The 13,123-nt window shown below is 46.5% G+C and carries 11 protein-coding genes and 1 pseudogene; 8 read left to right on the forward strand and 4 right to left on the reverse strand.

Translation table 11 applies throughout. From position 1 onward, the window contains the following. Positions 1-51 precede the first annotated feature (51 nt). Complete coding sequence (locus QUA74_RS01880; RefSeq protein WP_333032327.1) at positions 52-606, forward strand: Npun_F5560 family protein; 555 nt, start codon at positions 52-54, stop codon at positions 604-606. After that, entirely contained in the window at positions 599-1,249 is a 651-nt protein-coding gene (locus QUA74_RS01885) for a hypothetical protein (RefSeq protein WP_333324431.1), read from the forward strand. Before QUA74_RS01880 ends, QUA74_RS01885 begins: the two co-directional genes overlap by 8 nt. Before the next feature lie 57 nt (positions 1,250-1,306). On the opposite strand, the gene QUA74_RS01890 is transcribed toward QUA74_RS01885, so the two are convergent. Continuing rightward, positions 1,307-1,651, reverse strand: coding sequence for an STAS domain-containing protein (locus QUA74_RS01890; protein WP_333324433.1), 345 nt, complete (start codon positions 1,649-1,651; stop codon positions 1,307-1,309). 346 nt (positions 1,652-1,997) lie between these two features. Here QUA74_RS01890 and QUA74_RS01895 point away from each other — a divergent pair, with 346 nt between their 5' ends. Then, the gene (locus tag QUA74_RS01895; RefSeq protein ID WP_333295025.1) at positions 1,998-2,621 is read left to right on the forward strand and encodes a DedA family protein; all 624 of its coding nucleotides are present in this window, start codon (positions 1,998-2,000) and stop codon (positions 2,619-2,621) included. Positions 2,622-3,183: 562 nt separating this feature from the next. Here QUA74_RS01895 and QUA74_RS01900 read toward each other — a convergent pair. Continuing rightward, positions 3,184-4,098 carry a PPC domain-containing protein gene (locus QUA74_RS01900; RefSeq protein ID WP_333324434.1) on the reverse strand — a complete coding sequence of 305 codons (915 nt, stop codon included), beginning with the start codon at positions 4,096-4,098 and terminating at the stop codon, positions 3,184-3,186. Positions 4,099-4,314: 216 nt separating this feature from the next. Then, positions 4,315-4,755: a hypothetical protein gene (locus QUA74_RS01905; RefSeq protein ID WP_333324436.1), complete on the reverse strand. Its 441-nt coding sequence runs from the start codon at positions 4,753-4,755 to the stop codon at positions 4,315-4,317. A 148-nt stretch (positions 4,756-4,903) separates the two neighbouring features. Between QUA74_RS01905 and QUA74_RS01910 the strand changes: the two genes are divergently transcribed. After that, positions 4,904-5,689, forward strand: a complete 786-nt coding sequence (locus QUA74_RS01910; RefSeq protein ID WP_333324438.1) for a pentapeptide repeat-containing protein — start codon at positions 4,904-4,906, stop codon at positions 5,687-5,689. 429 nt (positions 5,690-6,118) lie between these two features. Here QUA74_RS01910 and purM read toward each other — a convergent pair whose 3' ends face one another. Further along, a complete protein-coding gene (gene purM / locus QUA74_RS01915) occupies positions 6,119-7,141 on the reverse strand; it encodes a phosphoribosylformylglycinamidine cyclo-ligase (RefSeq protein ID WP_333324440.1) in 1,023 nt (340 codons plus the stop codon). A gap of 472 nt (positions 7,142-7,613) precedes the next feature. Between purM and QUA74_RS01920 the strand changes: the two genes are divergently transcribed. The 4 genes and pseudogenes from QUA74_RS01920 (at position 7,614) to QUA74_RS01935 (ending at position 13,102) form a co-directional block, all read left to right on the forward strand. Next, positions 7,614-8,714, forward strand: a complete 1,101-nt coding sequence (locus tag QUA74_RS01920) for a septal ring lytic transglycosylase RlpA family protein (protein ID WP_333324441.1) — start codon at positions 7,614-7,616, stop codon at positions 8,712-8,714. A gap of 195 nt (positions 8,715-8,909) precedes the next feature. Then, complete coding sequence (locus tag QUA74_RS01925) at positions 8,910-10,526, forward strand: bifunctional pantoate--beta-alanine ligase/(d)CMP kinase (RefSeq protein WP_333324443.1); 1,617 nt, start codon at positions 8,910-8,912, stop codon at positions 10,524-10,526. Between the two features lie 616 nt (positions 10,527-11,142). Next, positions 11,143-12,078 carry a polysaccharide deacetylase family protein gene (locus QUA74_RS01930; RefSeq protein WP_333324446.1) on the forward strand — a complete coding sequence of 312 codons (936 nt, stop codon included), beginning with the start codon at positions 11,143-11,145 and terminating at the stop codon, positions 12,076-12,078. Between the two features lie 160 nt (positions 12,079-12,238). Then, positions 12,239-13,102: pseudogene (locus QUA74_RS01935) on the forward strand (Uma2 family endonuclease). The last annotated feature ends 21 nt before the right edge of the window (positions 13,103-13,123 follow it).

Here is a 13,123-nt window from a genome sequence, read left to right on the forward strand (position 1 = left end):
AAAGATATTTTTAAAGAGAAACAAATTATATAACAAAAGCTGAGAGTCATCGTGAATCAAACTAAACTTGTAAGCTCCAAAGAATTGCAATCAGAGGTATCTCGTCTCACCGAAGAGCTGCAAATGCGCGACCAATTGGTGCAGCAGTTGTCTCAAGAACTTTTCAGACTGGTGAAGGGCAATTCTAGTTTTGTGCCGGCGCCGGAAGTTTCCGATCGCCACCAAGCTCAAATGCAGGCAATGCGGGAACAACTCCAAGCTGTTGAAGAACAGGTGGGTTTTTATCAGGAACAAATCGCCGAGCGGGATGCTGAGGTTTACCAACTGCGGCAGTCAGTGCAAGAATTGACGGATCGCTCTCGGATGCTGGAACAGGTGGTTCAGGAATTGCCAGGGGTTTACCGCCAGAAGTTTGCCGAGCGCATCGAGCCAATTAAGGAAAAGTTGGATCAATTGCAAAAGGAAAACCGCCAGTTGCACACTGAGTTGCAAAGCGTAACTTACCGTCTCGCTGTGCGGAGCCGCAAGGCTAAGGGCCTGGATCTGCCGAGCGTAGATGAAACGGACGATCGAGGAATTCAAATGCCGAGCTTTGGCAATGTCTAAGGTTTTGATTGTGGCGGGTGGTGAGAAAGATCCGGCCACAAGTCTCAAGGCGGCGATCGCTCAATCTAATCCTTTAAGTGAAGTCAATATCTGTGGGGTTTCTGAACTCTATTCTGGCCCGATCGCTCTGGGTGGGGCGATCGTTTGTCCTTTGACGCTGGATGTGCCAGAAAATCTGGTTTTTCCGGGTCAGGATGTGTATCGATTTTGCCGCAATGTTTCGGCGGCGCGCGATCGAGTGGCTCAGGAGTTGCTTTTCCCCGTCGGCGAGGGCAATTTTTGGCTGCCTGTGGTGTTGACGGCAAAGGGGCCACTGTATGCTGAGGCGATCGGTGCGGAATCTGGCAAGTTGTCTGGCGAGTTGAGTTACTCTCAACCCGTGCATTTGTCGGATGTTTGGCGGCAGCAGTTGTATGAGTTGGCTTACCGCTTGCTAAATCTTTTAAATGCGCCGCCGGCGACTTATTTGATGCAGTTCGGGTTTGTAGGGGAAAGGATTTGTTTCGATCGACTTTGGCCTTTTCCGGCTGCACCTGCGATCGCTTCTGTCGGCCCTCAAGTGCCGGATTTATTTGTCTGTCATTGGTATTGCTTGACAAATAAACCTATTTATGATATCCAAATTTGCTCTGTGGTTGCTTGAAGTCGATTGCAAATTAGAGATTTGAGATTTGAGATTGGAGCTCGGAGGTCTTTTTAATCAAGCAACTAAAGCGGGAGTTTCATGGGAGATAACTTGCTCGAAACTGTCGAAGATTTCAAAGAGTTGGTCGAGTTGAGTAATTTCAAAAATTAGCTTGACTGTGGCTGAGAGGTTGCAGATGACGAGGCGGCATCCCCGGTGGCGGGCGGCGTTGAGTCCGCCGACTAAGGCGCAGATCCCGGAACTGTCGATAAAATCTACGGCGGCCATGTCTATTACCCAGAGTTTGTGGCGATCGGGCACAATCTCGGCTAGCTGTTGCTGGAGGAGGCTGCCCGCTTGGGAGTCGAGGCAGTTGTGAGGTTGAAGGACGATGGGTGGGTTGAAGTTGGGAAATTCCATAGCAGTTATCCTACGATCGTAAAGTATGAATAAGTGAGTTTATTTGCTGACTCTCTTGAGAGACTCAGAGGATTTCAGCGTATGTTTTAGGATGCGAGATCGGGCTAGGGAATCGGTGGGAAGAGCCGTTGTGATAAATTTAGTAGGAAACTCGCTAGCGATCGCGCGGAACGCAACCGCAACAATTCTCTATTCATCTAGTATGCCTGAAAGGCTAATTTTTAGTTGGGCCAGCGATCGCGACAACAGTGTGTTCTTCATCACAGCGAAAGATTGCACTATTGGCTGAATCGAGCCAATATATAAATGTATTGAGCTTTGCAAAAGTTTACGAAGGCAGTATCGAATGTCTTTTGAGTTTTTATCGTTAGAGACTATTCAGCAGTTTGCGCGTGATTACGGCTACTGGGCAGTATTTCTGGGAATTCTGCTGGAAAATCTGGGAGTTCCTCTTCCAGGCGAGACAATTACGATTGCTGGCGGGTTTTTAGCTGGCAGCGGAGAACTGAATTACTGGTTTGTACTCGGCAGTGCGATCGCTGGTGCTACATTGGGGGGAAATTTTGGTTATGCGATCGGCAGGTACGGCGGCTGGCCACTGCTGTTGAAGCTGGGACAATTTTTCCGCTTTCGAGAAGAACAACTGTTTGACCTAAAAGAACAGTTTAGCAAAAATGCAGCTAAGGCCGTATTTTTGGGCCGTTTCATCGCATTGCTGCGAATTTTTGCTAGCCCCCTAGCAGGTATTGCAGAAATGCCTTTTTGGAAATTTTCGCTGTTCAATGTTCTGGGTGCTGCAAGCTGGGCATCTGTAATGGTGAGTTTATCCTACTTCTTGGGACAAGTTGTGTCTTTAGAGAAATTGGTAGCTTGGGCTGCTCAATTTGCGGTATTTGCTTTGCTGTTAGCAGTTGCTTGGATTGCAATTCCTATTTGGTTGGAGGCGCGGAGTTTGGACAAGACTAAGTAAGATTAGTGGTTAGACTTTTTGCAAGAGTTCTAGATTTTCTGTTTTTAACCGCAGATACACGCAAATGAACGCAGATATTATCTATTTTTGCAAAAAGTCTAATGATTGGCGATCACCTATTAATAAGTCAGGACTTCTGTCCTCAAAATCATCAAGTTTGTAGCGATAGTTTCTGCCATCAGAATCATCAAGTTTGTAGTGAGTAATTATGTCATGAATAGGGAAAATATTAGTCAACAAAGACTAAAGTCCTTACTACCAAATATTTTTATTGGTAATTAACATAACATCATATAAAAAAGTGGAAGTCTTATCTCCCACAACTGAGGCTTTTGACAGAGCAGATAAATTTGCGGCTTATCGATCGCTATCAATTCTACAAGAATAGGTATTAATCGGTCAACAAGGGATGAATGTGGATTGCTACCGTCGCGATGTGGCCGAACGTTGGGGTTTTTATCCCTACCGTGAGGGGCACTGTCTGGAGTTGGCTAGTATGAATTTTCAGTGTCCAATCTCTGCTGAGTATTAGGATGTTCCTGCATTGAGTTAAATAGTAAGTTTATGGAGCCGACATAGTAAGAGTGTAATGGGTTTCTCTAGCTTGGAACCGCACAACAACAATGTAATAACCAGCTCCCAACTCTTGTTTTTTAATTAGTCCTGGCGTTGAGTTGGAAGCAGATGTATATCCATAGTTTGTTCCAATTACTCCACCTTTTTCTGATGAGTATAAATACATTTCTACTTCGCTAGTTACGCCATCTAAAGATAGACTAATGCTGCTAGGATTGTCTAGTTGAAAACCGTAAAACTTTTCTCGTTTTTTTAAACTAACAATGCCATTTTTGGGAATTGTCTTTTGCTCCAAAAAACCAACATTTTCAACTTGACTTGTATCGTTAACAATTTGAAGTGAGTATTTGGTCTCTCTAGTTTTTAATTTCACAACAACAATGTAGCTACCCTCCTCCAATTGTTTTTTAATCTTTGCTGATTGAGACTTATAAGCAGAGGTATATCCATAATTAGCTCCCATTATTCCTGTGCCATCTTTATCGGAATATAGATACATTTCTACTGTGCTATTCACGTCATCTAAAAACAGGCTTATATTACTGGGATTAGCTATAGTAAAACGGTAACGTATTTCTCGATTATTAGAGCTAAGATTACCAACAAATGGGCAAAAATCCTCCAAAAAACCAAGGTTAACGGTATTGCCATTTTGCTCTGCTTTGCAAGGATTCTGATCGGCAGGAATTTCTACAGGGGAAGGTGGGGGTGATGCTATCGATGAAGTTTCCTTTATAGGGAAAGGATTAAGGGCAGGCGATGGATAAGACTCAGCATTTGATTTAGTAGGAGGAGGTGTTGTTTGTGTTGGAAGTGGAAAACGAAGTGACGAACCTACTATTACCAGTGCTATAATTGCTAATATAACCACACCAAATAAACCAATTACTAATTGCCCCATTTTTTTATCACTACCTTTTTATTTTTTTTATAACGCGTGATTTCATTCAGTAGAATGAGGAGGTGTTGTTTGTGTTGGAAGTGACAAACTGAGTGGTGCAGCTACTATTACCAGTGCTATAATTCCTAATATAACCAGACCAAATAAACCAATTACTAACTTGGTTATATCGTCATCACGATCTTTTGGGATTTTTTGGCTATCGGGTGGATTCAGTCAGTTGAAGTTAATTCCACCATAAACATTCCCATTAATATGAGTTTTCATTTCTTTAATTTCCTCTGCTATCTTCCCAAAGTTCTGGACACTTGGTGGCTGAGACTGAAGTGCATTCGTCAAAGCTTTAACGGCTTCAGCCAGTTTTGCATCTTTACCTACTTCTGTATCTACTTCCTTGACTGCTTTAGCGATTTCCGGGTCTTCCGTGGCTTCTTGTAACTCACGAACAGCTTTGCTATAATCTAAGGGCTGCTGTTGAGAGAATTCTATAGCCGTTGCTGTACTTAGTGACTTGCTTTTAAGCAGTGATAGCAACTTATCAGCTTTCTCAACGACTAGCTCACCTAGCTTTTCAGTAGCCTTCTCTGTGGCTGTCTCCGTGGCTTTGACTAATACTAAAGTTGCGATCGCCCCGGCTGTCATTGTTACAGGTTCCATATAAAATTCCTTAGTTTTTTAAACTATAACGACTTAATAGCAGCTTCAACAGTGAGAAAAAGTAATCAAAAAGTAAGATTAGCTCCCTGTTGCGGTACAATCTGTACCAATCCTACCTTAACGCTCCGCTAGTAAGGGACTTTAACACATGACCGTTGACGAAGCCATAACGATCGCAGAAACAGCCCTCAACTACGATCGCCTCAACAAAGTTCAAGAGATAGTGTTTCGTCCATCCTGGGAAGGACGGTCTTATAAAGAAATTGCAGCCAGCACTGAATATGAATATGATTATATCAAATATGCTGGTGCTAAACTATGGAAACTACTTTCAAAAGCACTAGGAGAAAAAGTCAAAAAAGATAATCTCAAGTCTGTCTTAAAGCGATACTTACGGCGAACTCAAGTGAATTTACAGCGAAATCTGACCATCGAAGTCAACCTCAGCGGTGCAAATCTCAGCGGAGCAAACTTAAGTGGAGCTAGATTATTCGCAAATTTAAATGAAGCTGATTATGTTCAAGCTGATTTAGATAAAACAATAAATGCTGATAGTGAAACTGAATTATCTGACTCTGAAAACGAAATTAACTGGAACGGTTTTTGCTTTCACTCCGACGCACAAGTGAAAATTGCCGAAATACTCGATCGCACTTCCACCCTCTTCATCCCCAACTCCCAACTCCGACTCGCAACACCCGCAGGGAGACAAAACCAACAAGCTGACTTTCTGATATTCCACCAAAACAAGCTAGGGATACTGAAAATTGACAGTGGATCATCCCATCAAAGCGCAACAGAAGATGAAATGTGCCAGCTTTTCATAGATTCTGGCATCAGTCTTGTCAAACATTACCATGCTACCCGATGCAGCGAACAACCGGATATAGTTGTGCAGGATTTTTTGGAAATATTGAGCCAGGTACAAGCCTGATAAGGTGTTTTTTATTTAAACTGTGATACAAACATTACCTTGGTTTTTGATATTTTCTCCCTTTAATAATTGACTATCCTTCATTTCAGAGTTGATGTAATAAATAGTATAGCTCTTCAATTAATTTAAACGTTAGGCGTAAAATTTTACACTAATTCACGTAAATAATTTTGAACTATAACGTATTGAAAGGCACAATAGCTTATTTCAATTTCATTTAAAACTGTAGCAACGAGTCATCTGTTGTGAATTCCTTTTTCTCTTTCTTCCTCTGTGTCCTCTGCGTCCTCTGCGGTTACTTTCAAAATTATAAATTTCACCGCAGATATACACAGATGAATGCAGATTGAGATTGTCTGTTAACGCATAAAACAAAGCGAAGCAATCTTCAGCCCCTGCGATTGCTTCTTACTAATTACCCATTAACCGTTATCCCATGATCAATTCTCCGTTCCCCTCAATCACTTCCCCGATCGCCCAAGCACCAATTCCCTGAGATTGAAACCATTTAACAGCCTGTTCTACTTCCCTCGAATCGAGCAACAGCACAAACCCAATCCCCATATTAAAAGTATTGAACATATCCGCTCTGGCAACTTGGCCCGCTTCAGCAATCCACTGGAAAATTGGCAAATTTGGCCAGCTATTGCTGTCAATTCTGACAGATTGATTAACTCCCAAACAGCGGGGCAAATTTTCCGGCAAACCGCCGCCCGTAATGTGAGCCATGCCGTGAATTTCTAGACCGCTCTTAATTGCTTCGAGGACGGGTGTAACATAAATTTTAGTCGGAGTTAGCAGCACTTCTCCTAAAGTTTTGCCACCTAACTTTTCGGGTTGGGAATGCCAGTCAAAACCCCGATCGCCCGCAATTTTTCTCACCAAACTAAAACCGTTGCTGTGCACGCCCGAACTTGCCAGCCCCACAGCCACATCTCCCACCTGCACCCGCGAACCGTCCAACAATTTGCTCTTTTCGACAATTCCCACACAAAACCCCGCCAAATCGTACTCACCCGCTTGGTAAAAACCGGGCATTTCTGCCGTTTCCCCTCCGAGCAAAGCACAGCCCGCTTGCTTGCAACCATCAGCAATGCCGGCCACCACGGCAGCTAATTGTTCGGGATTTAACTTTCCCGTGGCTAAATAATCGAGAAAAAAGAGGGGTTCGGCCCCGGATGTCAGCACGTCGTTGACGCACATCGCCACCAAGTCGATACCTACCGTGTCGTGCCGATCGAGATTGTGGGCCAATTTCAACTTAGTCCCAACGCCGTCAGTACCCGAAACCATCACCGGCTCTTTTAAACCCTCCGGGACGCTAAAAAAACCGCTAAACCCGCCGAATCCGCCCAAAACTCCCGATCGGTGCGTGCTCTTGACCATACTCCCGATGCGCGAGACAAAAGCTCTGCCCGCCTCAACATCCACACCTGCTTCTCGATAATCCATAAGTCCGCCAAATCGATTTCTTCTAATTTTTAGTTTATTCCCATAACAGTTGACAAACAGCTTTTTTCACACTAGCCATTCGGCAGCCCACAAAATACACTAAATTTTTGTAAATTTTTGTAAATTTTTCCGTAATGACTGAAACGGCTGTAAGCACTGGAACTAAAGGATTTTATGATAGAGGGTTTTGAGAAAATTTGATGGAGATTTGGTGAAAATCGCGATCGCAGCGATCCCCAACCACAAAAGTTTGTGGTAGTCTGTTGCAGTTCGTGAACAAAACACAAATTGCGGATCGAGTACGAGTTGTCAAGTGTCAGGGAAGTTTCCGCCAATTTTTTTTTTGGGCGGAAGCATTAAAGCAAAAACGCACCCGGATACTTTGCTCTGACTCACGGGGGAATGGCGAAGGGCAAGAGAGAAATCCTTGACGCCCGCCGCCAAATGGCCAATCCTCCAATCTCGGTTGGCAATGGCTATTCACAAAAATGGACGTATGAAGGAAAAATTTGTTGGTGGTCTACTCGCTGTCCTGTTAGTTCCTGTGGTAGGAACGGCATCCTCTTGTCACGCACAAGCAACAGGTGCCGACAAGCAAAACTCTCAGGTTTCCGAGCAAGTAATTGCCACCCAACCGTCCCGGCAGTTAAACGCTACTCGGGTCGAAGCGCAAAAAGTCGGACAGTATCAGTATCAAGCAAGAGCTGAAATTGCCCGAGACGCCATCGCCAAAATTCAGCCCCACGAGTTAGGCGGGCGACAAGCAGCGACAGTCTACGTGCGAAACATTCCAGTCATCACCTTTCTGAACGCCAATCCGGAAACAAACACGCCTTTGAGAGAAACTGGCAACAGCCAAGCCAGTGCTAGCAGTCCGTCAAAAGTAGCGGGCGCCAGAGAAAATCCCAAAGTCGGAAACATTGCCAGCAACGACCGCATCCAAGAACCCGATCCAGTTTGGCGGGCATCAAGCTTAGCAGCAAGACTCAATCAGCTAGCCCGCAACAACATCGATCCGAACAGCATTACCGTTAAGTGGGAAAAAGGCGATCGCTACATTATCCAGGCAAACGGCGAGGACTTGGTAAACATCAACGCCGAAACCATCCTCCCCGACACCACCAGCGACTTTAGCCGAGACGCCCTGCAAGCAACCAATCGCCTCCGCCGACTTCTGGGCAACGCCGCACCCCTGGAAGAAGTCGCAGGCCAACCCCAACCAGAACCCCCCGTGCTGTCTATGGGCCCAGTTCAAGTGCGCCTCAGCGGCTGGGCTTCCTGGTACGGCCCAGGATTTAACGGCAACCTCAGCGCCAGCGGCGAGCGTTTCAACCAAAATGATTTGACCGCAGCCCACCCAAATTTGCCTTTTGGAACGAGAGTCATGGTGAGAAATCTCGACAACGGCCGTACCGTAGTCGTCCGCATTAACGACCGCGGCCCCTATGTGGGCGATCGGCTCATTGACTTGTCCGCCGGCGCCGCCAGCGTACTAGGAATGATCAGCAGTGGCGTTGCGAGAGTGGAAATCGAAGTGATCGAACCGCCGCAGCAAACAACTGGTGGACGCTGAACGGTACTCTAAGGCAGAATACAAAAGTTATCCGAAGTGTAGAAGGCAGAAAGTAGAATAAAACTGACATCTTGCACCATTATTTGTGGAAGAGGCCCGAAAGCCTGTTCTTGAGGATGGTGCAAGATGTCAAGTCGAACAAATTCTGGCAAATAAACTCTGCATTCTGCCGAATGCCTTCAGGAGATTCTACCGGTGCGCCTGTTTACTACCATTGCAGCACTTCGCTGCTACTTAAATTTACAAAAGTCTGCTGCACCTCATTTGACAGTCGGTTTGGTGCCGACGATGGGAGCTTTGCACGCAGGGCATCTGAGCTTGATCCAGCGGGCAAGGCAAGAAAATGCGATCGCCCTGGTCAGCATTTTTGTCAACCCGCTGCAATTTGGGCCGACAGAAGATTTTCAAGATTATCCTCGGAATATCGAGCAAGACCGGCTGTTGTGCGAACAAGTTGGGGTTGATGCCATATTTGCTCCCTCAGCAACTGAAATGTTCGGCAACCAAGCGGTCGATTCCCTACGGGATAGCTTCGCCGCGCGTACAGAAACAGAGCAAACCGCCCAAAAACAGATAGAGATTCACCTTTCATCCTTAACTCAAGTAGTGCCGCCACCGGCGATGACATCGGTTTTGTGCGGCAAAGCAAGGCCCGGTCATTTTCAAGGCGTCGCGGCAATTGTTACTAAACTTTTGAGTTTGGTGCAGCCGACAAAAGCTTATTTCGGTCAAAAAGACGCCCAGCAGCTAGCAATTATTCGGAAGCTGGTCTTGGATTTTAACTTGCCTGTAGAGATTGTCGCTTGTCCGATCGTCCGCGAAGAGTCGGGACTGGCAATGAGTTCTCGCAATCAGTATTTAACAGTAGAGCAAAAACAGCAAGCCTCCGTACTCTACCGCGCGCTGCAACAAGCCTCGGAAACTTTTGCTTCAGGCGACCGCACCGCAGCAGCCACACTCGCAGCAGCCCGCGCAGCAGTCGCAGAAGAACCCGCAGTAAAGCTCGAATACGCCGAACTCGTCGATCCCGACACTTTGACGCCCTTGCAGGTTGTGGAAACAGCGGGACTTTTAGCCGTGGCAGCCAGAGTCGGCTCTACTCGCTTGATTGACAATATAATTCTCAGGAACCGCCGACCAATTGTGGCGATCGACGGCCCGGCGGGGGCCGGCAAATCTACCGTAACTCGCCTTGCAGCAACAGCTTTGAACTTGTTTTATCTGGATACCGGCGCGATGTATCGGGCGCTGACTTGGCTGGCATTGAAAACAGACACGCCGATTTCCGACGAATGCGCGATCGCCGAATTAATCAGTTCCAGTTATTTGGAATACAACCTCGATCCCGCATCAAAGATGTTGAAGATTAACGGCGAAGACGTAACCGAGGCAATTCGCAGTTTGGAAGTGACATCCCGCGTCTCGGAAATGGCGGCGATTCCCGCGGTGCGACAGTTTCTGCTGGAGGAACAGCGGCGCTGCGGCACAAAAGGCGGAATTATAGCAGAAGGCCGTGATATCGGCACTAACGTGTTTCCCGATGCGGAACTGAAGATTTTTTTGACGGCTTCGGTACAAGAGCGATCGCGCAGGCGGCTGTTAGAGCTTAAAGATACCGATCGGGCTAATATTAGCTTGACCCAATTGGAACAAGACATCGCCCTGCGGGACGAAAAGGACAGCACCCGCGAGGTTGCACCTTTGCGTAAAGCGGCCGATGCTGTGGAAATTCAAACAGACAATCTGACTGTTGCTGAAGTTATCGATCGGATTGTCGGCTTGTACAACGAGAGAATCGGCCATAAAAGTTAATTTTACGACGCTGGGGGCGCGCGATCGCCCTCATATCAAATCCGGTTAACCTCACATCTTGCACTATTATCAAGAACAGGCAAGATGCCTGTTCCACAAAGAGTAGATTTTCTTGTGGAACAGGCATCTTGCATGTTCCTAAACAGCTTATTGACAATAGGGCAACATCTCAGGTTAACCTCACATCTTGCACTATTATCAAGAACAGGCAAGATGCCTGTTCCACAAAGAGTGAATTTTCTTGTGGAACAGGCATCTTGCCTGTTCCTAAACAGCTTATTGACAATACTGCAACATCTCAGGTTAAACCAACTTGCAGTGTCGGTAGAGACGCGGGCCGATGCTGGCTGAGTCCCTAAGAATATCGTGCCATTAATCCGAGAGCACCGTCCCCCTGACTGGGGAAAAAGTTCAACCATCCCGCGTTTTCATGGGTTAGGGGATTTCTGGCGCACAAATCTTAAATTTTTTTATCCGGACGGACTTCCCCACGATCGGTTATTTCCAGTAGCATTTTTACGGACTGTCCAATTTAAGATTATCCTCTTAAGTGGATTAACTTGATATCAACATAAAATCTCAAATTAACTGTACAACGTGTGAAGGAGAGAATGACGTGAAAAAATTGAAACTGCTGTGGAGGCGGCGAAAAACTTTAATCGTTGCTTTTATGGCAGCAACAGGAAGTTTTTTGCTGGGTGTGACATGGCCGATTAACTTGCGGGCCAGTCAGCCATTGCAACCGATTCAGGCGCAAGTCTTGGCCGTATCCCAGTCCCAAGAACAACCGCCGATGTCCAATATTAATAAGTTCTCCGAGGCGATCGCCAATCGAGTAGAATTTTCCCAACAGTCTCTAGCCCAAGTGCAGGCAATCCGATTTCAATCAGCCGTACCGGATCAGTTTCAAGGTACAACCATTCGTCACGCGAAACTCAACTCCCAGCACAAGGCGATCGCCCTGACATTTGACGACGGCCCCTGGCCGAAAACAACTACACAAATCTTAGATATTCTCAAGGAAAATAATATTAAGGCTACATTCTTCTGGGTAGGAAAATACCTGCAAAATTCTCCCGAAATTGGCAAACAGGTCGCACAAGCCGGTCACGCAATCGGCAATCACACTTGGAACCATCAATACCTTCAGTATAACGAAGACGGTGCCGCTCGCGAGATCGATCGCACTTCATCCTTAATTGAGGACTTGACCGGCATCCAAACATCGATGTTCCGCCCGCCAGGAGGCATTTTAAACAATGGATTGACAGCTTACGCTCAAAAGAAAAATTATGCAGTTGTGATGTGGTCTGCTGATTCTTTTGATTGGCGCACCCTTACGGAATCTTTGATAGACAACGTGATGAGGCAGGCAAATTCTGGCGGCATTGTGCTGATGCACGACGGCGGCGGCAATCGAGCCAGAACTGTAAAAGCTTTACCTGATATTATTGCTCGATTGAGAAATGAAGGGTACAGTTTCGTAACAGTTCCCGAGTTATTGCAGATGCAAGAACAAGACTTACAACAACAGGAAACAGCACAAAAATAAAAATTTGGAAAAGTGGGACTTTACACCAGTTTTCCATTTTTTTGTATGGAGATGGCTCGATTTTTCAGAACGAGGGCTATCTTCAACCACACAAATCGATCGACAATCGCTATGCTATAACAGAGCATCAGTTCGATCGCCAGTCGCTCGCGTACCAGCCATGACCCAAAGTCTTAGTGCGACAGGGTTGCCGCCCGCCTTCCCGGATCACACCCAACTCCCCGAATCAGACGGCACGTTCGTGAAGAACTTCCAAGAACATCCCCAGAGCATCCTGCTCACCGACTCCCTAGAAAGCACACTGCAAACGCTTCACCCCGACGGACAATATGCGATCGGGCAAGATAGTGGCATCTACTGGCGCGAAACCGACCCACCAGAACGCGGAGCCGAAGCCCCTGACTGGTTCTACGTCCCCAACGTTCCGCCTTTGTTAGACGGCGAAATTCGTCGCTCTTACGTGATTTGGCGCGAGTATATGGTGCCAATAATTGCGATCGAATTGGCGAGTGGAGATGGTTCCGAAGAACGAGACAACACGCCTTTATCTCGTTTGCCAGAAGGTACTACTTAGAAACCAGGGAAGTTTTGGGTATACGAACAGATTATCCGCATTCCCTACTACGCCATCTATGTAATTAAAACCAGCCAACTCGAAGTCCACAATTGGGTGAATGGCCGCTATCACCGATTGGAACCGAACGATCGCGGACATTACCTGATCGACCGCATGGGAGTAGAGTTAGGCGTATGGGAAGGCAGCTATCAAAATCAGACACAGCGTTGGTTGCGCTGGTGGGATAACCAGGGGAATTTGTTGCTGACGGGGAGCGAGCAAGCTCGACTCGAACGCCTTCACACGGAACAGGAACGCCAGCGGGCTGAAGCGGAAAGTCAACGGGCAGATCGCGTGGAGCAAACACAACGAGATGCCATCCCCCAACTGCTGGCAATGGGTTTAACCGTCGAACAAGTTGCCCAGGCGCTTTCTCTGTCGGTGGAGGAGGTGCAGCGTTTGGGATAAAGCTCTGCTTCTTTGTCCTTG

It is taken from the genome of Microcoleus sp. LAD1_D3 (assembly GCF_036702135.1).
Classification (GTDB): domain Bacteria; phylum Cyanobacteriota; class Cyanobacteriia; order Cyanobacteriales; family Microcoleaceae; genus Microcoleus.